This window comes from Pseudomonas sp. IT-P260 (genome assembly GCF_949768395.1).
Lineage (GTDB): Bacteria > Pseudomonadota > Gammaproteobacteria > Pseudomonadales > Pseudomonadaceae > Aquipseudomonas > Aquipseudomonas parakoreensis.
In genome coordinates this window covers 482,344-505,483 of record NZ_CATKPO010000022.1, presented here as the reverse complement: position 1 = coordinate 505,483, position 23,140 = coordinate 482,344, and the positions used below count along the sequence as shown (strand labels likewise).

23 protein-coding genes are annotated in these 23,140 nt (G+C 60.3%); 14 read left to right on the top strand and 9 right to left on the bottom strand.

Annotated elements, in window-relative coordinates:
- Positions 1–30 precede the first annotated feature (30 nt).
- Together ACM6HV_RS13145 and fdhD are read right to left on the bottom strand one after the other, a co-directional pair.
- The gene (locus ACM6HV_RS13145) at positions 31–2,379 is read right to left on the bottom strand and encodes an FdhF/YdeP family oxidoreductase (protein ID WP_414904381.1); all 2,349 of its coding nucleotides are present in this window, start codon (positions 2,377–2,379) and stop codon (positions 31–33) included.
- Positions 2,376–3,215, bottom strand: a complete 840-nt coding sequence (gene fdhD / locus ACM6HV_RS13140; protein ID WP_145595843.1) for a formate dehydrogenase accessory sulfurtransferase FdhD — start codon at positions 3,213–3,215, stop codon at positions 2,376–2,378. Before fdhD ends, ACM6HV_RS13145 begins: the two co-directional genes overlap by 4 nt.
- A gap of 235 nt (positions 3,216–3,450) precedes the next feature.
- Between fdhD and lysM the strand changes: the two genes are divergently transcribed.
- Positions 3,451–3,891 (top strand): peptidoglycan-binding protein LysM, encoded by a 441-nt coding sequence (gene lysM, locus ACM6HV_RS13135; protein ID WP_027611221.1) that lies wholly within the window; start codon positions 3,451–3,453, stop codon positions 3,889–3,891.
- Between the two features lie 102 nt (positions 3,892–3,993).
- Here the strand turns inward: lysM and yrfG are convergent, their stop codons facing one another.
- Entirely contained in the window at positions 3,994–4,656 is a 663-nt protein-coding gene (gene yrfG / locus ACM6HV_RS13130; protein ID WP_414904380.1) for a GMP/IMP nucleotidase, read from the bottom strand.
- 88 nt (positions 4,657–4,744) lie between these two features.
- Here yrfG and nudE point away from each other — a divergent pair, with 88 nt between their 5' ends.
- Both nudE and cysQ read left to right on the top strand, forming a co-directional pair.
- Positions 4,745–5,311 (top strand): ADP compounds hydrolase NudE, encoded by a 567-nt coding sequence (gene nudE, locus ACM6HV_RS13125; protein ID WP_041071285.1) that lies wholly within the window; start codon positions 4,745–4,747, stop codon positions 5,309–5,311.
- Between the two features lie 11 nt (positions 5,312–5,322).
- Entirely contained in the window at positions 5,323–6,150 is an 828-nt protein-coding gene (cysQ, locus tag ACM6HV_RS13120) for a 3'(2'),5'-bisphosphate nucleotidase CysQ (RefSeq protein ID WP_414904379.1), read from the top strand.
- Between the two features lie 93 nt (positions 6,151–6,243).
- Here cysQ and ACM6HV_RS13115 read toward each other — a convergent pair whose 3' ends face one another.
- The 4 genes from ACM6HV_RS13115 to rfbC are packed head-to-tail and all read right to left on the bottom strand — an operon-like array spanning position 6,244 to position 10,474.
- Positions 6,244–6,699, bottom strand: a complete 456-nt coding sequence (locus ACM6HV_RS13115; protein WP_041071291.1) for a thioesterase domain-containing protein — start codon at positions 6,697–6,699, stop codon at positions 6,244–6,246.
- Positions 6,696–8,081 carry a sigma-54-dependent transcriptional regulator gene (locus tag ACM6HV_RS13110; protein ID WP_145595853.1) on the bottom strand — a complete coding sequence of 462 codons (1,386 nt, stop codon included), beginning with the start codon at positions 8,079–8,081 and terminating at the stop codon, positions 6,696–6,698. Before ACM6HV_RS13110 ends, ACM6HV_RS13115 begins: the two co-directional genes overlap by 4 nt.
- On the bottom strand, positions 8,078–9,886 hold the full coding sequence (locus tag ACM6HV_RS13105) for an ATP-binding protein (protein ID WP_145595854.1): 1,809 nt from the start codon (positions 9,884–9,886) through the stop codon (positions 8,078–8,080). The genes ACM6HV_RS13110 and ACM6HV_RS13105 overlap by 4 nt, the downstream gene beginning before the upstream one ends.
- A gap of 42 nt (positions 9,887–9,928) precedes the next feature.
- On the bottom strand, positions 9,929–10,474 hold the full coding sequence (gene rfbC, locus ACM6HV_RS13100) for a dTDP-4-dehydrorhamnose 3,5-epimerase (RefSeq protein WP_047290831.1): 546 nt from the start codon (positions 10,472–10,474) through the stop codon (positions 9,929–9,931).
- 148 nt (positions 10,475–10,622) lie between these two features.
- Here rfbC and ACM6HV_RS13095 point away from each other — a divergent pair, with 148 nt between their 5' ends.
- The 9 genes from ACM6HV_RS13095 (at position 10,623) to ACM6HV_RS13055 (ending at position 20,259) form a co-directional block, all read left to right on the top strand.
- Positions 10,623–13,535, top strand: a complete 2,913-nt coding sequence (locus ACM6HV_RS13095) for an aminotransferase (RefSeq protein ID WP_414904378.1) — start codon at positions 10,623–10,625, stop codon at positions 13,533–13,535.
- Between the two features lie 227 nt (positions 13,536–13,762).
- Positions 13,763–14,869, top strand: a complete 1,107-nt coding sequence (gene aguA / locus ACM6HV_RS13090) for an agmatine deiminase (RefSeq protein WP_414904377.1) — start codon at positions 13,763–13,765, stop codon at positions 14,867–14,869.
- Between the two features lie 243 nt (positions 14,870–15,112).
- A complete protein-coding gene (locus tag ACM6HV_RS13085; protein ID WP_041071305.1) occupies positions 15,113–15,325 on the top strand; it encodes a hypothetical protein in 213 nt (70 codons plus the stop codon).
- A 238-nt stretch (positions 15,326–15,563) separates the two neighbouring features.
- Positions 15,564–16,232: a DsbA family protein gene (locus tag ACM6HV_RS13080; protein WP_414904376.1), complete on the top strand. Its 669-nt coding sequence runs from the start codon at positions 15,564–15,566 to the stop codon at positions 16,230–16,232.
- A gap of 295 nt (positions 16,233–16,527) precedes the next feature.
- On the top strand, positions 16,528–17,814 hold the full coding sequence (locus ACM6HV_RS13075) for an OprD family porin (RefSeq protein WP_041071313.1): 1,287 nt from the start codon (positions 16,528–16,530) through the stop codon (positions 17,812–17,814).
- A gap of 232 nt (positions 17,815–18,046) precedes the next feature.
- On the top strand, positions 18,047–18,793 hold the full coding sequence (locus tag ACM6HV_RS13070) for a 2OG-Fe dioxygenase family protein (RefSeq protein WP_041071315.1): 747 nt from the start codon (positions 18,047–18,049) through the stop codon (positions 18,791–18,793).
- Between the two features lie 79 nt (positions 18,794–18,872).
- The gene (locus tag ACM6HV_RS13065; RefSeq protein WP_008080517.1) at positions 18,873–19,250 is read left to right on the top strand and encodes a GNAT family N-acetyltransferase; all 378 of its coding nucleotides are present in this window, start codon (positions 18,873–18,875) and stop codon (positions 19,248–19,250) included.
- Positions 19,247–19,963, top strand: coding sequence for an AzlC family ABC transporter permease (locus ACM6HV_RS13060; protein ID WP_027611235.1), 717 nt, complete (start codon positions 19,247–19,249; stop codon positions 19,961–19,963). The genes ACM6HV_RS13065 and ACM6HV_RS13060 overlap by 4 nt, the downstream gene beginning before the upstream one ends.
- Positions 19,942–20,259 carry an AzlD domain-containing protein gene (locus ACM6HV_RS13055; RefSeq protein WP_007952614.1) on the top strand — a complete coding sequence of 106 codons (318 nt, stop codon included), beginning with the start codon at positions 19,942–19,944 and terminating at the stop codon, positions 20,257–20,259. The genes ACM6HV_RS13060 and ACM6HV_RS13055 overlap by 22 nt, the downstream gene beginning before the upstream one ends.
- Here the strand turns inward: ACM6HV_RS13055 and ACM6HV_RS13050 are convergent.
- On the bottom strand, positions 20,176–21,102 hold the full coding sequence (locus tag ACM6HV_RS13050) for a LysR family transcriptional regulator (protein ID WP_007961685.1): 927 nt from the start codon (positions 21,100–21,102) through the stop codon (positions 20,176–20,178). The genes ACM6HV_RS13055 and ACM6HV_RS13050 overlap by 84 nt on opposite strands.
- A gap of 334 nt (positions 21,103–21,436) precedes the next feature.
- Here ACM6HV_RS13050 and ACM6HV_RS13045 point away from each other — a divergent pair, with 334 nt between their 5' ends.
- Both ACM6HV_RS13045 and ACM6HV_RS13040 read left to right on the top strand, forming a co-directional pair.
- Positions 21,437–21,847 (top strand): MbcA/ParS/Xre antitoxin family protein, encoded by a 411-nt coding sequence (locus ACM6HV_RS13045; protein ID WP_145595861.1) that lies wholly within the window; start codon positions 21,437–21,439, stop codon positions 21,845–21,847.
- The gene (locus tag ACM6HV_RS13040; protein WP_414904375.1) at positions 21,844–22,524 is read left to right on the top strand and encodes an RES family NAD+ phosphorylase; all 681 of its coding nucleotides are present in this window, start codon (positions 21,844–21,846) and stop codon (positions 22,522–22,524) included. Before ACM6HV_RS13045 ends, ACM6HV_RS13040 begins: the two co-directional genes overlap by 4 nt.
- A 51-nt stretch (positions 22,525–22,575) precedes the next feature.
- Here ACM6HV_RS13040 and ACM6HV_RS13035 read toward each other — a convergent pair whose 3' ends face one another.
- Positions 22,576–22,851, bottom strand: a complete 276-nt coding sequence (locus tag ACM6HV_RS13035; RefSeq protein WP_414904374.1) for a DUF3077 domain-containing protein — start codon at positions 22,849–22,851, stop codon at positions 22,576–22,578.
- Positions 22,852–23,140 lie beyond the last annotated feature (289 nt).

The following is a 23,140-nucleotide window of genomic DNA, read 5'->3' as shown; positions in this document are numbered from 1 at the left end:
AGCAAGCTCCCTCGCCACAGGGCAGCGTGTTCAAGCAGACTTGGCCATGATCAAACCCGTCTCGCTCGCCGCCTCAAGACGGATCGCAATGAACTTCGACGTCGGCGTATGGCTGCCATCGCCGGTGCTCTCCAGCGGCACCAGCGGATTCACTTCCGGATAGTAAGCCGCCGCCTGACCCGCCGGAATATCAAACGCCAGCAAGGTAAAGCCCTTCACCCGACGTTCACGGCCATCGTCCCACAGCGACACAATGTCCGCCTTCTGCCCGGGACGGAAACCCAGACGAATGATGTCGGCCTCGTTGGCGAACAGTACGTCGCGTTGGCCCTTGACCCCACGATAACGGTCGTCGAGGCCATAGATGGTGGTGTTGTACTGATCGTGGGAGCGCATCGATTGCAGGATCAGGTCCGGCAGTTGCCCGGTGGCGCGGGTGCGTTCGTGCACCAGATCCTTGGGCAGCCGGTTGGCGCGGAAATTGGCCCGGCCCGACGGGGTGTTCCACTTGCGTGCGCCAGCACTGTTGCCGAGGTAGAACCCACCTGGATTCTTGACCTTCTCGTTGAAGTCCTTGAAACCCGGAATGGTATCGGCGATCAGGTCGCGGATGCGCCCGTAATCGGCCACCAGCCAGTTCCAGTCCACCGGTTTGCTGCCCAGCGTGGCGGCGGCGATCCCGGCAATGATCGCCGGTTCCGAGCGCATCTGGTTCGACAGCGGCTGCAACTGACCATTGGAGGCGTGGACCATGCTGAAAGAGTCTTCCACGGTGACTGCCTGCGGGCCTTCGGTCTGGATGTCGATGTCGGTGCGGCCGAGGCACGGCAGGATCAGCGCGTCCTTGCCGTGGGCCAGGTGGCTGCGGTTGAGCTTGGTGCTGATCTGCACCGTGAGGTCGCAGTTGCTCAGCGCCGCGAAGGTGCGCGGGCTGTCCGGCGTGGCCTGGGCGAAGTTGCCGCCCAGACCGATGAAGACCTTGGCGCGGCCCTCGGCCATGGCATGGATCGCCTCGACCACGTTGTGCCCGTTGTCACGCGGCACCTTGAACTGGAAACGCCGCTCAAGAGCGTCGAGGAACGCCACCGGTGGGCGCTCGTTGATGCCCATGGTGCGGTCGCCCTGCACGTTACTGTGACCGCGCACCGGACACAGGCCGGCACCGGGTTTGCCGACGTTGCCGCGCAGCAGCATCAGGTTGGCGATTTCCTGGATGGTCGGCACCGAGTGACGATGCTGGGTGATACCCATCGCCCAGCACATGATCACATTCTTGCCTTTGGCGTACATGCGCGCCGCTTGTTCGATGTCGACCAGGGTCAGGCCGGATTGCGCGACAATCTGCTCCCACGGCGTGTCATCCACCACGCCGAGATACTCCAGCACGTTGGTGCTGTGGGCATTGAGGAAGTCGTGATCGAACACCGCAGGCTCACCGGCCTTCTGCGCATCGCGCTCCCACTGCAGAAGAAACTTGGCCATGCCGCGCAGCACCGCCATGTCGCCGCCCAGTGCCGGACGGAAGTACGCGGTGTTGGTCGGTTTGTCGCCATTGGTGAGCATTTCCAGCGGATGCTGTGGATGCTGGAAACGTTCCAGACCGCGCTCTTTCAGCGGGTTGATGCACACCACTTGTGCGCCGCGCTTCACGGCTTCGCGCAGCGGTTCGAGCATCCGTGGGTGGTTGGTGCCGGGGTTCTGGCCCCAGACGAAAATCGCATCGGCGTGTTCGAAGTCGTCGAAAGTGACCGTGCCTTTGCCGACGCCAACGCTCTGCGCCAATGCCACACCGCTGGCCTCGTGGCACATGTTCGAGCAGTCGGGGAAGTTGTTGGTGCCGTAGGCACGCACGAACAGTTGATACAGGTACGCCGCTTCGTTGCTGGCGCGGCCCGAAGTGTAGAACTCGGCTTGATCCGGGCTCGACAACGCTTGCAGGTGCTTGCCGATCAGAGCGAAGGCGTCATCCCAGGCGATCGGCTTGTAGCGGTCGGTCTGCGCGTCGTAGACCATCGGCTCGGTCAGGCGGCCCTGGTATTCAAGCCAATAGTCGCTCTGCTCCAGCAACGACGTGACGCTGTGTTTGGCGAAGAACTTGCCGTCCACTCGACGCTTGGTCGCTTCCCAGTTCACCGCTTTGGCGCCGTTCTCGCAGAACTTGACCATGCCACTTTCCGGCGAATCGCCCCAGGCACAGCCTGGGCAGTCGAAGCCGCCGTTCTGGTTGGTCTTGAGCATCATGCGCAGGTTTTTCAGCGCGTTGTCGCTGGTCAACCAGGCCTGAGCCACACTGATCAGTGCACCCCAGCCGCCGGCAGGGCCCTTGTAAGGCTTGTAGCGCGGGACAGGTTTCTGGTCGGCTTGATGATGTTGGCTCACGCTTGGTTCTCCATCGCTGGGCTGTAGACCCGCGGCGCATTCTTCTGCGGCAGGTGGATGAGATTGAGGTTGTGGCGACGGGCCCATTGCACGGCAAGGCCCGTGGGCGCGGACAGGCTGACCAGCGTCTGGATCCCGGCGCGCAACACTTTCTGGATCAATTCGAGACTGCACCGGCTGGTGACAATCGCCAGGCCGCCGTCGGTGCAAATCTTCTGGCGGATCAGCCCGCCAATCAGCTTGTCGAGGGCGTTGTGCCGACCGATGTCTTCACGGCCCAGCAGCAATTCACCGCTGGCGTTCATGAACACTGCGGCGTGTACCGCACCGCAGTGCTGGCCGAGGGGCTGGAACGCGCCGATGCGCTGGCGCAGACCGTCGAGCCATGCGGCGGGCGGCAGCGGTGCGCCGGGCAGGACTTGCAGATCGGGCAGGGCTTGCTCGACCGCTTCAACGCCGCACAGACCGCAGCCGCTGGTGCCGGCCAGTTGTCGGCGCTGTTGTTTGAGGTTCCAGAAGGCGCGGTTGGCGATGGTCACTTGCGCGTATTGCGCCGAGCCCGAGCCGGTCAGTTGCAGGTCATAAATGTCGCTGGCGTCTGCGATGATGCCGCTGCCGAGGCTGAAACCGACGATGAAATCTTCCAGATCCGTCGGCGTCACCAGCATCACCGCCTGACTGATGCCGTTGTAGGCGATCGCCAGCGCGACTTCCTCGGCGAGCGCGGTGCTGGCCGATTCCACAAGGGGCAGATCGCTGTAACTGTAGGTCTGGCTGGCGGCGGGCGCGGGCGTTTGAAGTGCAGGCGCCGCGCAAGTTGGGCGCTTGGCGTTCATGGCATCACCGACGGATTGATCAACGCTAAGACTAGGCGCGGCAACTTGTCGCGTCTAATCGCTACTGTCGATCTATTGATAGACGCCGTCGATCAAGCAAGGGACCGCGATCTGCGGGACGCGCGCCAGACGCTTGAGCCAGCGGCGGAGCCGGGTCATTGGTCGGGCTGGAACCGGGTCCGGCAAACGTGGTCTAGGCTTGGACGTCTGGAATCCAAATCAAGGAGTGTGCGCCATGAGTCTGTTGAGCTTTGTGAAAGAGGCCGGTGAGAAACTGATCGATCTGCTGACCCCTGGTAATGCCAATGCCAGCGAGCAGTTGAAGGAACACATCAGCAAGGTCGGGCTGGGCAATCCGAATGTTCAGGCAACCGTGGATGGCGACAAGGTGACTGTTACCGGTGAGGTAGCGAGCCAGGAGGAGAAGGAAAAAATTCTGCTGGCGGTGGGTAACATCGAAGGCGTGGGCAGCGTTGATGATCAGATCACCGTGACCGGTCCGGTTGTGGCTGCAGCACGTTTTGTAGTGGTGAAAAAGGGCGACACCCTCAGCGCGATTTCCCTGGCGGTGTATGGCAACGCCAACCAGTACAACAAGATCTTTGAGGCCAACAAACCAATGCTCAAGGATGTAAACAAAATCTACCCGGGCCAGACCCTGCGTATCCCCGAGTAACACAACATCCCGTAGGAGCTGCCGAAGGCTGCGATCTTTTGATCTTGTTTTTTAAACAATCAAAGTCAAAAGATCGCAGCCTTTGGCAGCTCCTGCAGGAAATCAGAGTCCCTGAATCAAATCGCGGTAATCTTCAACTGCCGCAAACTCAGCCGTGTCCTTCGGCCCCTTGCGACTGTCCGGCTCTTTCACCGCCAACAAATGCGTCACACCAAATTCCCGCGCACTGCGCAGAATCGGCAACGTATCGTCAATGAACAGACTGCGCGCCGGATCGAAACCGATATCCGCCTGCAAGGCATCCCAGAACTGCGGGTTCTCTTTGGGATAACCGTAATCGTGTGAGCTGATCAGCCGTTCGAAATAGGGCGCCAGTTCGATCCGCTCCAGTTTCAGCGACAGTGAATCGCGATGCGCGTTGGTGATCATGATCACCCGTTTGCCGGCCTCTTTGATCGCCTGCAGAAAGGTGTCGGCATCCGGACGCAGCGCGATCAGGTGCGCGGTCTCCCGTTTCAGTTCACGTACCGAGAGCTTCAGTTCGGCACTCCAGAAATCCAGGCAGTACCACTGCAGCTGTCCGGCATGGCGCTCGAACAACGGCTGCAGCTCCATGTCGGCCATGGCCCGGCTCACTCCGTGCAGATCGGCGTAGCGTTGTGGCAGGTGTTCCAGCCAGAAGTGGTTGTCGAAGTGCAGGTCCAGCAAGGTACCGTCCATGTCCAGCAGAACGGTATCGATGTCAGACCATGGTAAAGAAGGCATGGCAACGTCTCGAGCGGTAGAAAGATATCCGACACAAACAATCGGGAAAGCCGCGTTATAGTAGCGCGTTCACGCCAAGGAGCTTTGCATGCGCCAGAAACCCACTGTACTCGCCCGCGAGATTGTCGCCACCAGTCGCCTGTTTTGCGTCGAAGAACTGAAGTTGCGTTTTTCCAATGGCGTGGAACGCACCTACGAGCGTCTGGTCGGCAAAGGCGCGGGCTATGGCGCAGTGATGATCGTGGCAATGCTCGATAGTGAACATGCGGTGCTGGTCGAGGAGTACTGCGGCGGCACTGATGAATACGAATTGTCCTTGCCCAAAGGCTTGATCGAGCCGGGTGAGGATGTGCTGGCCGCGGCCGAGCGCGAGCTCAAGGAAGAGGCCGGTTATGGCGCTCGTCAGTTGGAGCATCTGACCGAATTGTCGTTATCGCCCGGTTACATGAGTCAGAAGATTCAGGTGGTGCTGGCCACCGACCTGTATGAAGAGCGATTGGAGGGCGACGAGCCCGAGCCGATGCGGGTCGACAAGGTCAACCTGCGTGAACTGGCGGCGCTGGCGCAGAATCCGCAATTTTCCGAGGGACGCGCCTTGGCGGCGTTGTACCTGACCCGCGATCTGCTGGGACAGCGCGGGTATTTTCAGTCATGAGTGAGATATCGATGAAGTTTCCCCATCCGTTAATGGCGCCGGTGGTTACGTTGGCCTTGCAGGCTGGCGAGGCGATTCTGCCGTTCTGGCGCTCTGGCGTGGAGGTCACCGCCAAGTCTGATGATTCACCGGTGACCGCAGCGGACATGGCCGCGCACCACGTGATCGTCGCCGGGCTGACCGCTCTGGACTCCAGTATTCCGATTCTGTCCGAGGAAGATGCCAGCATCCCGCAGAGCGTGCGCGCCGGGTGGCAGCGCTGGTGGTTGGTGGACCCGCTGGATGGCACCAAGGAGTTCATCAGCGGCAGCGAAGAATTCACCGTCAATATCGCCCTGATCGAAAACGGGCGGGTGGTGTTTGGCGTGGTGTCGATGCCGACCAATGGCCGGTTCTATGTTGGCGGTGCCGGTCTCGGCGCGTGGCGTGGGGACAAGGGTGGTTCGCCGGTGGCGATTCAGGTGCGTGACGTGCTCGCGCCCGGTGAAGCGTTTACCGTGGTGGCGAGCCGTCGCCACTCCAGTGCGGAGCAGGAACGTCTGCTCGCCGGTTTGAGCGCTAGCCTGGGCGAGTTGCAACTGGCAAACATCGGCAGTTCGCTGAAGTTTTGTCTGTTGGCTGAAGGGGCGGCGGATTGTTATCCGCGATTGGCGCCGACTTCGCAATGGGACACTGCGGCAGCGCAGGGCGTGCTCGAAGGTGCAGGCGGCGAGGTGCTGGATCTGCAGGGCGACGCGTTCTGTTACCCGGCGCGGGAATCGCTGCTCAATGAGTTCTTTCTGGCGTTGCCGGCGAAAGCGGCTTGGCGTTCAAGACTGTTGGAGCTGGCCCGCTCATAAGATCAAAAGATCAAAAGATCGCAGCCTGCGGCAGCTCCTACGGAGGATTTAGCATTTCCCTGTAGGAGCTGCCGAAGGCTGCGATCTTTTGCTTCAGCGGTGCAAAACGTACTGCCCGCGAAACGTCACTGCATCCTCATCACTGCCGGTGTTGACGATTCGCGTATCGAGGGTCAATCGCGCGCGTCCATAGCGCTGATACATCGCCAGAAACTTCTTCCAGACGGCTGCCTGCGGGGCCGGGCAAATGGCCGTGGCATCGCCGGTTACCGGCAACGGATAGCTGATCTGGCCTTCCTGAATCACGATGTGCCCGTCTTCAATGCCTTCTTCCTTCAGGCGCAGATGCAGCCAGCCCCAACCCGCCAGCACCGCGCCGCAGTAGAGACTGCCGCCGAACATGGTGCTCTTGTGATTGACGTTCGGCTCCAGCGGCAAGTGCAGACTCAATTGCTGCTCGTGCCAGCCGAGGACCTTGAGGCCCATCTCGCGGGTCAGGGGAATGTCGTGATGCAGCACCGATTCCAGATAGCGACTGTCGCGGCTCATTCGGCTTCGTCTCCATGGGCGTTACTGTCGGCGAAATTCAAGCCGTGCTTGCGCAGTTTGTCGTGCAGGGTCTTGCGCGGAATGCCCAGGGCTTCGGCAAGGCTGCGCACCGAACTGTGGGAGCGCGCCAGTTCGGCGGCAATCAACGATTTCTCGAAGTTTTCCACTTGCTCGCTGAGCCCGCCACTGATGACTTCGACGGCGGTGCCGCCGCCTTCACTTCCACTGTTGTCCAGCGCCAGCTCCAGACCGAGGGCGAAACGCTCGGCGGCGTTCTGCAGTTCGCGCACATTGCCGGGCCAGCTATGGCGCAAGAGTAAAGCGCGTTGCGCCGGTTGCAGTTCGTGAGGCGGCAGACCATGGCGGGCGCTGGCTTCGTCGGCGTAATGCTGGAACAGCACCAGCGCATCTTCGCCGCGTTCGCGTAGTGGCGGAATGCGCAGCGGCGCCACGTTCAGACGGTAATACAAGTCGGCGCGGAAGCGTCCTTGATCGGCGGCTTGCCGCAGGTCTTCCTTGGTCGCGGCGATGACGCGGATGTCCAGCGGGATCAACTGATTGCCGCCCAATCGTTCAACCACACGCTCTTGCAGCATGCGCAGCAGTTTCACCTGCACGTCCATGCTCATGCTTTCGATTTCATCGAGGAACAGTGTGCCGCCATTGGCGAATTCGAACTTGCCGATCCGGCGTTTCTGCGCGCCGGTGAACGCGCCCGGCTCATGGCCGAACAGCTCGCTTTCGACCACCGATTCGGCCAGCGCCCCGGCGTTGATCGCCACGAACGGCCCGTTACGCCGGCTCGACAAATCGTGCAGCGCACGGGCCACGACCTCTTTGCCGGCGCCGGTTTCACCGAGAATCAGCACGTCGGCCTTGGTCGCCGCCAGTGCGCCGATCTGCTCGCGCAAGCGCAGCATCGGCGCCGAATGGCCGACCAGTCGCGCGCTCAATTCGTTACGGTCGCTCAGGGCCAGACGCAGGCTGCGGTTGTCCAGCACCAGCCGGCGCAGGGCGAGGGCGCGGCGCACGCTGTCGAGCAGGGCATCGCTGGCGAACGGTTTTTCCAGAAAGTCATAGGCGCCGGCACGCATTGCCTGCACCGCCAGCGGAACGTCGCCGTGGCCGGTGATCAGCAGCACCGGCAGCTCCGGATCCTGAGCGTGCAATTCGCTCAACAGCTCCAGGCCGTCCATGCCCGGCATGCGGATGTCGCTGACCACCACACCGGGCCAGTCACGCTCCAGTTGCGCGGCGAGACCTTTGGCCTCGGACAACGGGAGGATTTTCAGCCCGGCCAGGTCCAGGGTCTGGCCGAGGGCCTGACGCAGGTGCGGATCGTCGTCGATCAACACCACCTGAATGCGATTGTCGATGGTCATGCACTTCGATCCTCGGACGGTTGCAGGCTGACCCCGGGTGCGCCGGCGCGCAGCCGCAGGGTGATCAAGGCGCCGCCTTGCTTGTGGTTGGCGAACGACAGTTCACCGCCGAAGGCGCGCATCAGGGTTTCACAAATCGCCAGCCCCAGACCAAGGCCCTGAGTGCGGGTCTTGGTGGTGTAGAAGGGCTCGCTGGCGCGGCCGAGGGCTTCCATGCAAAAGCCCGGGCCGTTGTCGCGAATGTACAGATTGACGCCTTCGGCCGTGGATTCGGCACTCAGCCACAGTTTGCGCGGCGGGCCTTTTTCGGTCAGCGCATCGAGGGCGTTGGCCAGCAGATTGCCGAGCACCTGGCGCAGTCGGGTTTCCCCGGCCTCGACCCACAGGGTGGCGGCGGGCAGGTCGCGGATCAGCTCGACTTCCATGCTGCGGCGCCGTTTGGCCAGCAATGCCAGCGCATCATCCAGCGCCGGTTGCAGGGCCACGCTTTCCGGAGCATGGCGGTCGCGGCGGGCGAAGGCACGCAGGTGGGCGATGATCGAGGCCATGCGCCCGGTCAGTTCGCTGATCAGTTTGAGGTTGCCACGGGCGTCTTCGGTGCGTTGGTGATCAAGCAGCACTTCGGCGTTTTCCGCGTAGCTGCGGATCGCCGCCAGCGGCTGATTGAGCTCGTGGCTGATGCTCGCCGACATCGTGCCCAGTGCCGAGAGTTTGCCGGCCTGGACCAGATCATCCTGGGCCCGTACCAGTTCCTGCTGCGCCTGTTCGCGCTCCAGCACTTCCTGCTTGAGGCGGCGGTTGAGGCCTTCCAGATCACTGGTCCGCTCCGCCACCCGGCCTTCGAGTTCACGACGGGCCTTGGCTTCGAAGGCAATACGTTCCAGATAATGCCGACGGCGCTGCATCATCAAACCGAGCAGGAGCATCACCACCAACAGCGTGGCACCACCGATGGCGACAACGGTGCGCACCGGACGATCGATCAGCGTGCGCGGGGCAAGGATGCTGACGCTCCAGCCGGTTTCGGCGATGTTCACGGTCTGCGTCAGCCAGGCGTTTTCGCTGAGGTTCAGAGGGCGCGGCTCGCGGGTCGGATAGGGCAGGATCGCGGTGATCGCCGAGCGCTCGGTTTCGCTCAACGTCCGGGTCGATCGGAAACGCCACTCCGGGCGCGAGGTAAGGATGACCACGCCGTTATGGTCGGTCACCAACAGTTGTTCCGGGGTTTTGCCCCACAGGCTTTCGGTGTGATCGAGGTCGACCTTGATCACCAGCACACCGATGATTTTTTCGCCATTGCGCACGGCGGCGGCGAAGAAATAACCGCGTTTGGCCGACGTAGTGCCGAGGCCGAAGAAGCGTCCCAGACGCCCAGCCATGGCCTCGCTGAAATACGGACGGAAAGCGAAATTGCGTCCGACGAAACTGTCGTGTTTGTCCCAGTTCGACGCCGCCAGGGTCTGGCCGCTGGTGTCCATCAGGTACATGACTTCTGCGCCAGTCTGTGCGGCGATGTTTTTCAGCAGGCGATTGGCGTTGCCCTGGGTGACGCCGTCGTCCGGTGCCCCGAGTACGGCGCGCAGGGCCGGAAGGTCGCCGAGGATCTGCGGCAACACTTCATAACGGTGCAGGGTACCCAGCAGGTTGGCGACGTAGAGGTCGAGGGTCTGGCGGTTTTGTCCGGCCAGTTCACTGCGGTAATAGCGCTCGGCCAGATGCTCCAGCGGCCACAGCAGCGGCGCCAGACACAGGGCCAGCAGGGCGAGGCTGCGCCAGCGTGGTCTGCGGGGAAGGGTAGGTTTCATGAGCCGAATGCGCCTGTAGTGACAGGCGCATTATGCCTAGGCTCAGGCGAAGACGTCAGCGTCCTTGAGCAGTGCACCGACCTGATCCTTGGCCGACAGCTTCGGCGCTTCGTCCAGTTGCCAGTCGATGCCCAGAGCAGGGTCGTCCCAGCGAATGCTGCGCTCGGACGATGGATCGTAGTAGTTGGTGGTCTTGTAGAGGAATTCAGCGAACTCGCTCAGTACCACGAAACCATGGGCGAAGCCTTCCGGCACCCACAATTGGCGGTGGTTCTCGGCCGACAGGCGTACGGCAACCCATTTGCCGAAGTGCGGCGAGCTGCGGCGAATGTCCACCGCCACATCAAGCACTTCACCGGCAGTGACCCGAACCAGTTTGCCTTGAGTGTTCTGCAGTTGGTAATGCAGGCCGCGCAGCACGCCTTTCTGTGAGCGTGAGTGGTTGTCTTGCACGAACTGGGTGTCCAGACCGGTCGCTTCCTGGAACGCCTTGGCGTTGAAACTCTCGTAGAAGAAGCCGCGCTCGTCACCAAATACCTTGGGTTCGATGATCAGAACACCGGGCAGATCGGTGGTGATTACATTCATGAGGTTTTTTTCCAGATAGATGTGAGTGGCCGACATTCTTGCGCAAAGTGCCGGCGAATGCGAGCGCTTGAATATCTCCGGTCGGGGGTTGCGCATCGTCTGTAGCAATGGCGATATAGGCGCCTAATAAAATTTCAGGGGTCGTCCCATGCCGCTCGCCACGTTGATTCATCGCGCCAGTTTGCCCAGCCCACAGGTCTCTGAGGCGCAGGCCCGGCAGTGGTTGGCGGAGCATTACGGGCTCAGCGGCACGTTACAGGCGCTGGGCAGTCAGCAGGATCTGAACTATCGGGTCGACAGCGAGCGTGGGCGCTTTGTCCTGAAAATCTGCCGCGGCGACTATGCACTGGTCGAGTTGCAGGCTCAGCATGCAGGCCTCAAGTACCTTGGCGAACACTCGTCAGTGCACGTACCCCGGGTGATCCCGGCCGGCAATGGCGCGGATCTGCTGTCGCTGGACTCCGATGGCGAGCCGGTGCACGTGCGGCTGCTGGACTACATCGAAGGTCAGCCGCTGACGCATCTTGATCACTTGGGCCACGACGTGGTGGCCGGTTTCGGTCAGCTGTGTGGCGAGATGGATCTGGCCCTGGCCGGCTTCGATCACCCGGGCCTGCAGCGCACGCTGCAATGGGACGCGCGCCATGCCAGTGCGCTGATCAGCCACCTGCTGCCGGTGATCAAGGATGAACGCCAGCGCGCACTGATCGCGGGCGCCGCCGAGCAGGCCGAACGTCGCTTGCAGCCGCTGCAGGACAAGCTGCCGGTGCAGGCGATCCACATGGACATCACCGACGATAATGCCGTCTGGCAACGCGATGCCAAGCGTCATTGGCAATTGCAGGGCGTGATCGACTTCGGTGATCTGGTGCGCACCTGGCGCATCACTGACCTGTCGGTGACGTGCGCGGCGCTGCTGCACCATGCCGGCGGCGATCCGTTTGTGATTCTGCCAGCGGTGCAGGCTTATCACGCGGTCAATCCGCTGCAACATGAAGAATTGCTGGCGTTGTGGCCGTTGATCGTGGCGCGGGCGGCGGTGCTGGTGCTCAGTGGCGAGCAACAGGTCAGCATCGATCCGGGCAACACCTACAGCCGCGACAACCTTGAACATGAGTGGGAAATCTTCCACGTAGCGACTTCGGTGCCGCTGGCGCTGATGGAGGCGGCGATTCTCACGGCGGTCGGCCAGCCGCTGCCGGCCATTGGCGGTGAAGGTTTCGCGCCGCTGCTGCCGGAACTGGTCGGGCGGGAGTTTGCGCTGATCGATCTTGGCGTCCTGAGTCCGCACTTCGAAGCGGGCAACTGGGAGCAACCGGGCATCGATCAACGGTTGCTGACCGAAGCCGCTGCCGCGCATGGTCTGGCGGCGAGCCGTTACGGACAATATCGCCTGTCGCAGACGCGACCCGACAGTGCGGTCGAGCCCCAGACGTTCCCGCTGCACGTTGAGTTGCGCGTGCCGCAGGGTTCGGCGGTGGAAGCGCCGTTTGCCGGTGTGCTGCATCACGCGGCGGACGGTGTGCTGCAACTCGACGGACCCCGGCTCAGCGTGCGCCTGTGGGGTGTGAGCGCCTCGCTGCACAGTGGCGCGGCGCTGGTCAAAGGTCAGGTGCTGGGGTCGGTCGATGGCCCGTTGAAGGTGCAGTTGAGCCGCGTTGCGTCGCTGGATGCGCCGTTGTTCTGCAGCCCTTCGCGCGCGGCCGCGTGGCAGGCGTTGTGTCCTTCGCCAGCCACGCTGCTCGGGCTGGCCTGCGATGCCGAACCGGAGCTGGACGCCAAAACCCTGCTCGAACGACGTGACGCCAGTTTCGCCCGCACGCAAAAACATTATTACGTCGACCCGCCGCGCATCGAGCGTGGCTGGCGCAATCACCTGATCGACATGCAGGGTCGCTCCTACCTCGACATGCTCAACAACGTCGCGGTGCTCGGCCATGGTCATCCGCGCATGGCGCAGGTGGCGGCGCGGCAGTGGTCGCTGCTCAACACCAACTCGCGCTTCAACTATGCGGCGGTGGCGCAGTTCTCCGAACGCTTGCTGAGGCTGGCGCCGGAAGGCATGGACCGGGTGTTTCTGGTCAACAGTGGCAGCGAGGCCAACGACCTGGCGATCCGGCTGGCGTGGGCCTACAGCGGCGGCCGCGACATGCTCAGCGTGCTGGAGGCCTATCACGGCTGGACGGTCGGCGCCGATGCGGTGTCGACGTCGGTTGCCGACAACCCGCGAGCGCTGGAAAGCCGCCCGGACTGGGTACATCCGGTGACTGCGCCGAACCTCTATCGTGGCGAATTCCGTGGCCTGGATTCTGCGCCGGATTATGTACGCAGCGTCGAAACGCAACTGGCGCATATCGCCGCGCAGGGGCGCCAACTGGCCGGGTTCATCTGCGAGCCGGTGTATGGCAACGCTGGCGGTATCTCGCTGCCGCCGACTTATCTGAAACAGGTCTATGCGCTGGTGCGGGCCCAGGGCGGGGTGTGCATCGCCGACGAAGTACAGGTCGGTTACGGGCGCATGGGCCACTTCTTCTGGGGCTTCGAAGAGCAAGGCGTGGTGCCGGACATCATCTGCATGGCCAAGGGCATGGGCAACGGTCAGCCGCTGGGCGCGGTGATCACGCGTCGGGAAATCGCCGAGGCACTGGAAGCGGAAGGTTATTTCTTCTCGTCGGCCGGCGGCAGTCCGGTGAGCTGCCAGATCGGCATGGCGGTGCTGGATGTGATGGAAGAAGAAAAGCTCTGGGAAAACGCCCGGGTGGTGGGCGGGCATTTCAAGGCGCGGCTGGAGGCACTGATCGATAAACATCCGCTGGTGGGCGCGGTGCATGGTTCCGGGTTCTATCTGGGGGTGGAGCTGGTCCGCAACCGCGAGACGCTGGAGCCGGCCACCGAGGAGACCACGCTGTTGTGCGATCGCCTGCGCGAGCTGGGGATCTTCATGCAACCGACCGGGGATGACCTGAACATTCTCAAGATCAAACCGCCGATGGTCACCTCGCGGCGCAGTGTGGATTTCTTTGTCGACATGCTGGATCGGGTACTTGAGGAAGGCCTCTAAACCAGACCCCTGCAGGAGCTGCCGCAGCCTGCGATCTTTTGATCTGGCTCTTCAAAATCAAAAGATCGCAGCCTGCGGCAGCTCCTACAGAGATTCAGATTTATATCGATAATAGTTGTGTGATTTTAGATGTATGGATGTTTGTTAGCTTCTAATGTCGATATTTATCGGTTATAAAGTCACCATTGCTTCGCATCCCCTCGACGGTTCCCTGGAGTCCTGATCCGATGACCACCTTGAAAAGTACCCCGCGTGACGATGGCTTCTACATGCCGGCCGAGTGGGCGGCGCAGACCCAGACCTGGATGATCTGGCCCGAGCGTCCGGACAACTGGCGCCTGGGTGGCAAGCCGGCGCAAGCCGCGCATGCGGCCGTGGCCAAAGCCATCGCGCGGTTCGAGCCGGTGACGGTCGCGGTGTCGGCCGGTCAGTACGAGAACGCTCGTGCACGCCTCGATGTACCGAATATTCGGGTGGTCGAGATGTCCAGCGATGACGCCTGGGTGCGTGACAGCGGCCCGACTTTCGTCATCAACAACAGCGGCGAAGTGCGCGGTGTGAACTGGGATTTCAATGCCTGGGGCGGGTTTGAAGGCGGTCTGTATTCGCCGTGGAACCGTGATTCGCAGGTCGGTGGCAAGATCCTCGAAATCGAGCGCAGCCCGCGTTATCGCACCGAAGGTTTCGTGCTGGAAGGCGGCTCGATTCATGTCGACGGTGAAGGCACGCTGATCACCACCGAAGAGTGCCTGCTCAATCACAACCGCAATCCGCATCTGGGTCGCGAAGAGATCGAAGCGGTGCTGCGTGACAATCTGGCGGTGGATAAGATCATCTGGTTGCCGGATGGCCTGTTCAACGACGAAACCGACGGCCATGTGGATAACTTCTGCTGCTACGTGCGTCCGGGCGAAGTATTGCTGGCGTGGACCGATGATCCGCAGGATCCGAATTACCCGCGCTGCCAGGCCGCAATGAACGTGCTGCAAAGCAGCACCGACGCCAAGGGTCGCCCATTCACGGTGCACAAGATGCCGATTCCCGGGCCGCTGTACGCCACCGAAGAAGAGTGCGCCGGTGTCGATCCGGTGGACGGTACGCAGGAGCGCAACCCGTCGGTGCGCCTGGCCGGTTCCTACGTGAACTTCCTGATCGTTAACGGCGGCATCATCGCGCCGAGCTTCGACGATCCGATGGACGCGCCTGCGCGGGAAATCCTGCAGAAGCTGTTCCCGCAGCACGAAGTGGTGATGGTGCCGGGCCGCGAATTGTTACTGGGCGGCGGCAATATTCACTGCCTTACCCAACAGCAACCAGCCCCGCACAAAGAGTGAGTTGAGACGTAACAGCCTGAGTTGATTAATAAATCACCGGGCAGCAAGTTTTTTTCGATGGTTGCGAGGAAGCCCGCGGTCCTGTTGGACCGCGGGCTTCTTTGTATCCGCCTGTCGACAAATCGGAAACCTTGGCATAGCTCTTGTATCGGATAACGCGCACTAGGGAGGGGGGGAACTTCAACAGTTCTGTCATATACCTTGGATAACTTAGCCGCTCACGAACGGGGAGAGAGCGCTGAAATGAACGCCGAAGTGAACGTAATCAGCGAGCGGAATTTGCATCCCATGGCCGTAAACGGCGAATCGCTCCAGATTGTCGCGCACTTTTTGAAGTCCAATGGAACGCGTCAGATCAGGGAACCTGATCCGCGCCGGATGATGATTGAGCGCTATCCCGCTGACCTGTTCAGCGAGGCCGAACTGGAAGCGTTATGGGCTGTAATGCAGGGATAAGAAAAAACAACAAGGATTGCTGAAGGCGCTGCCGGGATGGCGGCGCTTTTTTATGCGCGATGGAAAACCATGGCGAACATTGAACCTGTGGGAGGGGGCTTGAAGCGGTAGCCGAACAGGGCAACCCATTCGACCGATTCGCGAAACAGTCTGAGAGCCATTCCGGCGTTTTTCCCCAATGCCCGCAGGGATAATCTGCCGCCATCGATTTTCCCCGTTTGGTTGCCGGAGTTCTCTCATGATCCTTCACTACATTTACGATCCATTGTGCGGCTGGTGCTACGGCGCCAAACCGCTGGTGCAAGCGGCGCAGCAAGTGCTGCCGGTCGTTGCCCATGCGGGCGGAATGATGAGCGGCGCGAATCGCCAGCGTGTTTCGCCGCAACTGCGCGATTACGTCATGCCTCACGACCGGCGCATTGCCGAATACACCGGTCAGCCGTTTGGCGAAGCGTATTTCGAAGGTCTGCTGCGTGATCACTCGGCGGTGTTCGATTCAACGCCACCCATCGCTGCGGTAATGGCGGCAGAGTCCATCGACGGTCGCGGTTTGCAGATGCTCGGGTGTTTGCAGACCGCTCATTACGTGGAGGGGCGGCGGATTGCCGATGAGTCTGTACTGTTCGATGTCGCGGCGCAGATGGGTTACGTACAGACAACTTTCGTGACGGTGTTTAAGTCCGTTGATCCCCAGGCGCATGTCAAAGCCAGTCGCGCGTTGCTGGCCCGACTCGGCGGCCAGGGCTTTCCGACCTTGGCGCTGGAGCAGGACGGGCAATTCACCTTGATCGACATCAGCCCGTGGTTAGGTAAACCGAAGGCGTTTGCTGATTGGTTGGGGCAAGCGGTTGTGGCCGATGAGCCGGCTCAATCCCCCACGCTATGCGATCTAGATGGCTGCGCGTAATCGCGCCGGATTCACTGGTTAAGCGCTTTTCCGAGCAATGCGCTATCGCAAAATTTACGATTCTTAGACGATTTTTACCTATTTAAAGACGATTCTTGAAATTGACACATTATTGAGGGCGCGGCTACGATTCGGCCCAACGCCTGTGGCCAACCGCCATGACTCAAAATAATAAAAGGGCCCGACACGGTTTTACCGTGGGCGGGTCTTTTTGTTTCGGGGTGAAAAAAGAGTGCAATAGCGCCGTTTCAGCCGTTCGACACAGCGCGTTTCAACCCGTAATAAGGAAAACAAAATGTTGAACAAGCGAATCAGTCTGATCGCACTGGGGATGTTGAGTGCCACACAGGCCATGGCTGACGGCCAGGCCGAGTCCAAGGGTTTTGTAGAAGACAGCAGCCTCAAAGTGCTGCTGCGCAATGCCTACATCAACCGTGATTACAAAGACGGCAACGCGGACAAATCCGAGTGGGGCCAAGCGGCTATCGGTACGTTCTCGTCCGGCTTCACCCAAGGCACCATCGGTGTCGGTGTCGATGCTTTCGGCCTGTACGCCCTGAACCTGGAACGCAGCGAAGATCGCAGCGGTGCCGGCGGTATCGACTTCTTCAAACGTGGCGACAGCGGCAAGCCTGCCAATGACCTGTCCAAGGGCGGCGCTGCGGTCAAATTCCGTCTGTCCAACACCGTGCTGACCTACGGTGACCAGATGCCGGCCTTGCCGGTGCTGAACTATGACAATTCGCGTCTGCTGCCGGAAAGCTACACCGGTACCTTGATCACTTCCAAAGAGATCAAAGGCCTGCAACTGGACGCCGGTCGTTTCACTGCCGAGTCGCGCAAAAGCGCTGAAGGCCGTGACAGCGGTGGTCTGAAGGCGATCAACGTGTTGGGCGGCAGCTATCAGTTCACCGAACAATTCAAGGCGGCGCTGTACGCTTCCGACGTCGAAGACGTGCTGAAGAAGCAATACGTGAACGCCAACTACGTGTTCCCGATCGACAAGGATCAGTCACTGACCCTGGACTTCAACGGCTATCGCACCAAACTGGACGACTCCTACGTCCGCGAAAGTGGCGCTACCGGTGATGACAACAAGATCTGGAGCCTGGCAGCAACGTTCGCCACCGGCCCGCACTCGTTCACCGTGGCGCATCAGCGCTCCACCGGAGACAGCAACCTGGGCTACGCCTACGGCGGCTATCAGAAAGAGCAAGGTCGTGTCGGTGACGGTGGCAACACCATTTACCTGGCCAACTCCTACTGGTCGGACTTCAACGCAGAAGATGAGCGCAGCTGGCAGTTGGGCTACGGCTTGGACTTCGGCGCATTCGGCGTACCGGGTCTGAGCTACAACTTCGCTTATGTGCGTGGCGACAACATCACCACCTCCACCAGCGAAGGCGGCACCGAGCGCGAGATTTTCAACCAAGTCAAATACGTCGTACAAAGTGGTCCGGCGAAAGACTTGAGCGTGAAATTGCGCAGCTCGATCCTGCGCGTGTCGCAGAAATCCAGCGAGTACAACGTCAGCGGCAACGAGCTGCGTGTATTCGTGGACTACCCGATCAACATCTTCTGATGAACGATCCGGTGTAAGAAACATGAGAAAAACCCCGACTGGCTCGGGGTTTTTTTTCGAGGTCTTTTCTGCGAAAACCGGAAAAACCCCGTGTTTTTGTCATCTAAAAGTGGTTTTCAAGCGCCTTCAAGTACCGTTTCAAACAGGGCTTTAAATGCCTGAAATTCTTTCTCATGGACGCAAATTCTCCACCTAATAGATTAAGCCGCTCAACGCAGCGGAGAATTTGGTAATGATCGTTTTGAACAGAGAAGTGGGCGAATCGCTACGGCGCGACAAATATGTCAACGTCCAGGGTGGTGACTTCAATCTCTACGGTCATTTTGCCGACTTCGTCAGACTGACCAAAAGTTGGGAAAACATGGAGCCAGACAGTTACTACGGTCAGGCCGAAGCCGGCATGCGTTACCGTCGTTACAGCGACTTTGAATACAACCCGAAAACACGTGAGCTCAAGCAACTCGAGCATCGCGCCTACGTGCAGTCCAAGGAAAACAACGCCTACGTGGGCGGTGTTGTGCGGCACTTTCAGGATTTCTCCGATGAAGTGATCACTTCGCCGGTGATGCGCAGCCTGATCGACACCGATTTTGAAGTGTACAAAAGCGTGCTGCCGGAAGAACTGCACGATGAAATCTGGCAATGCCAGATCCATCAGATCCGCATCGAGATCAAACCCGGCAAGCAACTGGAAATCACCCCGGAAGGGATTCACTGCGACGGTTATCCGTTCAGCGGCGTGCACTTCTGGGGACGCAACAATGTCGAGGGGGCGGAGAGTCGTCTTTACGATATTCACGAGCATCAATTGGCGTCGACCACCTACCAGGAAATTCTCGACACCACTTACTTCCTTGACCGCGACATGCGCCACTACGTGACCCCCGCGCGCAACCCCCACACGCATGCCATGGCGTACCGGCAGATTCTGGCGATTTCCTTCTCGCGGCCCGGGACCGCTTTCGACATTGTTCGCTAATCAGATCACCCCAATCGACGGCGTCGAGTGCTCGACGCCGGTGGTGCTGCGACGCGCCACCGCCAAGGACGCGCAGCGCATGGAGCGCTTTTTCCGCCAGTTCGACGAAGTGTCCTTCTGTGAGTGGCAAGATGCCAAATGCTTGCGCGGCGTGTTGATCCAGAAGACCACCACGGCCTATTTGGCCTTCGATGTCGCGGGCGAGATCGTCGGTGCGGTACTCGGCGGCATGCTTGGTAGTCGCGGCACCATCAACCACTTGGCGGTCAGCCCACGCTATCGCAGCCAGGGCGTCGGCCAGCGGCTGGTGGAAGCGGCGTCGTCCGACATGAAACGGGTCGGTGTATTACGGATGTTTCTGTTCGTCGACGATGCTAACCTCGCGGGCAAGCGATTCTGGACTGCCCAGGGTTTTTGCGAACCCCACGGCGAGCGGACATTTGAGAGGGATCTATGAATGAAACGTCCGGCAGTGCGCCGCTGATGGCTGCCCATCAGCCATCGCGCACGTTTGCCGAAGCCAGCCCGGTGGTGGCCGGTTACTTCACGGTGTCATTCGTGTTCGGGCTGATGGCCGTCAATGCCGGGCTGCCGATGTGGCTGCCGGTGGCGATGTGTTTATTCGTCTACGCCGGCGCTTCGCAATTCGCCGCGCTGGCGCTGATCTCCAGTGGTGCGTCGCTGACCACCATCGTGCTGACTACCTTCCTGATCAATGCGCGGCACATGCTGATGTCGGTGTACATGGCCAAGGCCCTGCGCGCATTGGGGCTCAGCCGCATGGAGCGCTGGGCCTACGCCGGTGGCCTGACCGACGAATCCTTTGCGTTCCACAGCGTCAAACTGGGCACCGGCGCGCCGGTCAACATCCGTTACCTGATCGGCTTCAACCTGTTCTGCCACACCTCATGGGTGCTGGGCGGATTGTTGGGCGCCGTCTGCGCGCAATATGCATCGCACCTGATCAAATATCAGCTCGACTACGCACTGACCGCGATGATGCTTTACGTGCTGGTGTCGCTGTGCAACACCCGCAACAAACTCATCGCCGCTGCGGCTGCCGTCGTTTGCATGGGCGCGCTGAGCCTGGTCGGCACTTCGCCATTCAACGTATTCATCGCCACGTTTGTGGGCTGCGGAGTGGGTGTATGCCTGACCAAACGTTCCTGATCCTGGTGGTCGCGCTGATGATGGCCGTGACCTTCCTGCCACGCGCGCTGCCGCTGCAAGTCAACACCGAGCACTGGCCGCCATTCGTTGCGCGGGCGCTGGAATACCTGCCGGTGGCGATCGTCGCTGCGATCAGCCTGACACCCTTGTTGATCAAGGATCAGCACATACAGCTCGATCGCCCGGAATTTTATGCAGCCATTCCGACGTTGTTATGTGCGTATTTCAGCAAAAACCTCTTTCTCAGTGTGGCGGTTGGGACGGCTGCGTACATTGCGCTCGGCTCGTTCATGTAGCGGTAGATCGACCACGTCGTTCAGGGCCTGGCCTGACAGGTTCGGGTTGTTCACCGCCAGACGCACTTCGAGAAAATCCTCGAAACCGGGGAAGATCGTCAGGCCGTTCTTTTGCGCGGCCTCACGCGACACCATGCCGACCGCGTCCATCTGCGTGATCAACGACAGCGTCAGGGTCTCGCTGCAGGAATAGACCATGCGCTGACCGTTCTCGTGATTGCCCAGTCCGGCGTCGAGAAAACGCAGGAAGCTGTGGGAATACGGACAATCTTCCGCAGGGCGCACCTGAAACTTGTTGCCCAGCAACGTCAGTGGATCGTTTTCCTGCCCGCAATGGGCACCGACCACCTGCACCTGCACATCCGGCAAAACAATGCTCGGCAAACCCGGCCGCTGCGGGCCGATCAGCACCGCGAGGTCAAAGTCCTCATTCTTCAGCTTGCTGAGGTTTTCCATCGATTCGGCGTAGCTGAATTCCATCTGGTAATCGGGAAACACCTCGATCAGGCGTCCGATCATTCGCCGGTTGAAGTCAGACGACAACGTGTTGTTCAACGCAACCTTCAACGTGCGCTGGCCAGGCACCTTGAGCGCCTCGACCTTTTCTTCCATCTGTCGCGTGGCGATCAGCACTTTGTCCATGTAGGGCGTCAGCTCCGTGCCTTGCGGCGTCAGCGTCAGCCCTTTGTTGGAACGTCGAAACAAGCGGAAACCGAACTGCTCTTCGACCTTGTTCAACTGCGCGGCCAGGGCCTGCACAGTCAGGCACGAATGCTCGGCTGCGGCCGACAACGAGCCGGTCTGCACGATGCGCATGAGGTTGCGTAAGGTTCTGCTATCCATGGGTAATGCCCTCTGAAGTGGGCTGGGTATTGTTGTTTACGAGACTGCCGATCCGGCGTCATATGCCGGCTATATTCCAGCACCTGAGCATAGTTGTCGCGGGTTTAGTAGCGAATTGATGTCCCTGCCGATGGCTGGAAGCTGACACAGGATCGGGATTTTTGATGACGTGGGGGTGATGAAGGTCAAAAAATACTGACTTGGAATAACAATTCGAGGCTTTTTCTGGGATCTGTTCAAAGGAACGAATTGATTCATTTACGGATTAAAAGAAACCAAAAATTCGTATCTGTACTAGGCTTGAAAAGCATGTCACTCAGCAAAGGAGGCAGCTGTGCCTACCTCATCCCCAGCCCTCACCCCACGCGAACAACTCGACGTCCCCGAAGCCGGGCGCGTCGCGCTGAAGTTTTTCTTCAATCTCATGGAGCGCTGGGGCTGCAGCGCCGAGCAGCAGCGCACGTTGTTGGGCGGCGTGGGCAACACCACGTTTTACAAATACAAGCACCTGCCGCCAAACATTCGCCTGCCGCACGACACGCTGGAGCGCATCTCGTATCTGATGGGCATTCACAAGGCCTTGAGCATCATCTTCAGCAACAGCCACGAGCGCGCTTATACGTGGGTCAGCAGCCCCAATACGGCTGCGCCATTCAATGGCCGGACCGCGCTGGATTACATGCTGGCGGGGAGGGTGGTCGACATCGCCGACGTACGCCGCTACCTCGACGGGGTGCGCGGTTGAAGGCCCCGCCGCTGGCTGAGCCGCAATGGCCCAAGGCCTACCGGATCGTCAACAGCAGCTTCCCGCCGATTGCGTTGTTCGAAGACGTGCTCGACCCCGAAGACCTGGAAATCGCCTACGCGCTGGAAGCACTGACCAATGATCGCCTGATCGAACAGGCCGGCGTCCTCGCCCGCGTGCGCCCCGAGGACCGGCTCTCCGGCCCCGGTTCAACCCCGGTGATGGCGGCGTTTACCCACATCGGCAAAAGCAGCCGCTTCACCGATGGCACCTTCGGCGTCTACTACGCCGCCAGCAGCCAGGCCGCGGCCATCGCCGAAACCCGCTATCACCAGGAACGTTTCCTCGCGGCCACCCACGAAGCGGATCTTGAGTTGACCATGCGCACTTACGTCAATCGTGTGGTTAAGCCACTGCATGATGTTCGTGATGGTTTTGCACATTTGCATCAACCCGATCCGGAGGCCTATGGCCCGTCCCAGACGTTTGCCCGACAACTGCGCGAGTCTGAATCGTGGGGACTGCTCTACAACAGCGTTCGTCTGCCCGGCCATGAATGCGTCGCCGCGTTTCGGCCGCCGGCGGTGTCGATTCCGAAACAGGGCAAGCATTTGCGTTATGTGTGGAGTGCGAGTCAGCGCAGGATTTCGTATGTGTTTGAGATCAGTCAGGTTTGAAGCGCAAAAAGCCCTCGCAGTACCGCGAGGGCTTTTTATTGGCGGTTTACGTCAATGGCTTGCTGTTGGCGCATCCAGTACTTTCACCACATCGTCGATCAGCGCCTTGCTTAACTCCTGCAGGTACTGAGAGGCATAAGCGTGAAGATCCGGATCGCGCGAGACTGAAGTGTCCGCAGTGAGCAATCTTGAGATGTGAAGCAAGTGGGAGGCGTGAGAAAGGGCGGCTATTACCGGCACACCACGATTGGTGTGGAACAGCGCTTGATTGGCCTGGAAGGAAAAGTGCGTAAGGCCTGGGGTTTTCAAATCGAGGTAGTTAGTCATTTCGCTTCACCTGCCCTACGTAAGGCGTGGAGTGAGATGACCGGCGTGGCAGCGCGGCGGATTACGGATGGATCAATGGCATTCATTTGTGAACTCCCTGTATCAAATGAGAGCCGCCATTTTCGTTCTCAGGCGAAAGGGTGGCAGCTATGCGCAGGCTGAGAAACCGGAGATACAGGAACCCGGCAGACCCGAAGGTCTCCCACGCACAGCCGCCATTACACGTGAGTGCGGACACAAAAAAGCGCCGGCAATCGTGATTTTGGGCGCTGGTGCGCCTGTATCTTAC

Excerpts from the sequence above, each read along its gene's own strand:
- ACM6HV_RS13080 (WP_414904376.1), top strand. The coding sequence starts at position 15,564 with ATGATCCTTCACTACATTTACGATCCATTGTGCGGCTGGTGCTACGGC.
- ACM6HV_RS13110 (WP_145595853.1), bottom strand. The coding sequence starts at position 8,081 with ATGACCATCGACAATCGCATTCAGGTGGTGTTGATCGACGACGATCCG.
- ACM6HV_RS13035 (WP_414904374.1), bottom strand. The coding sequence starts at position 22,851 with ATGACTAACTACCTCGATTTGAAAACCCCAGGCCTTACGCACTTTTCC.
- cysQ (WP_414904379.1), top strand. The coding sequence starts at position 5,323 with ATGAAGTTTCCCCATCCGTTAATGGCGCCGGTGGTTACGTTGGCCTTG.
- yrfG (WP_414904380.1), bottom strand. The coding sequence starts at position 4,656 with ATGCCTTCTTTACCATGGTCTGACATCGATACCGTTCTGCTGGACATG.
- ACM6HV_RS13095 (WP_414904378.1), top strand. The coding sequence starts at position 10,623 with ATGCCGCTCGCCACGTTGATTCATCGCGCCAGTTTGCCCAGCCCACAG.
- ACM6HV_RS13055 (WP_007952614.1), top strand. The coding sequence starts at position 19,942 with ATGCCTGACCAAACGTTCCTGATCCTGGTGGTCGCGCTGATGATGGCC.
- ACM6HV_RS13115 (WP_041071291.1), bottom strand. The coding sequence starts at position 6,699 with ATGAGCCGCGACAGTCGCTATCTGGAATCGGTGCTGCATCACGACATT.
- ACM6HV_RS13085 (WP_041071305.1), top strand. The coding sequence starts at position 15,113 with ATGAACGCCGAAGTGAACGTAATCAGCGAGCGGAATTTGCATCCCATG.
- nudE (WP_041071285.1), top strand. The coding sequence starts at position 4,745 with ATGCGCCAGAAACCCACTGTACTCGCCCGCGAGATTGTCGCCACCAGT.
- ACM6HV_RS13105 (WP_145595854.1), bottom strand. The coding sequence starts at position 9,886 with ATGAAACCTACCCTTCCCCGCAGACCACGCTGGCGCAGCCTCGCCCTG.
- ACM6HV_RS13070 (WP_041071315.1), top strand. The coding sequence starts at position 18,047 with ATGATCGTTTTGAACAGAGAAGTGGGCGAATCGCTACGGCGCGACAAA.
- ACM6HV_RS13065 (WP_008080517.1), top strand. The coding sequence starts at position 18,873 with ATGGAGCGCTTTTTCCGCCAGTTCGACGAAGTGTCCTTCTGTGAGTGG.
- ACM6HV_RS13060 (WP_027611235.1), top strand. The coding sequence starts at position 19,247 with ATGAATGAAACGTCCGGCAGTGCGCCGCTGATGGCTGCCCATCAGCCA.
- ACM6HV_RS13075 (WP_041071313.1), top strand. The coding sequence starts at position 16,528 with ATGTTGAACAAGCGAATCAGTCTGATCGCACTGGGGATGTTGAGTGCC.
- ACM6HV_RS13050 (WP_007961685.1), bottom strand. The coding sequence starts at position 21,102 with ATGGATAGCAGAACCTTACGCAACCTCATGCGCATCGTGCAGACCGGC.
- aguA (WP_414904377.1), top strand. The coding sequence starts at position 13,763 with ATGACCACCTTGAAAAGTACCCCGCGTGACGATGGCTTCTACATGCCG.
- fdhD (WP_145595843.1), bottom strand. The coding sequence starts at position 3,215 with ATGAACGCCAAGCGCCCAACTTGCGCGGCGCCTGCACTTCAAACGCCC.
- lysM (WP_027611221.1), top strand. The coding sequence starts at position 3,451 with ATGAGTCTGTTGAGCTTTGTGAAAGAGGCCGGTGAGAAACTGATCGAT.
- rfbC (WP_047290831.1), bottom strand. The coding sequence starts at position 10,474 with ATGAATGTAATCACCACCGATCTGCCCGGTGTTCTGATCATCGAACCC.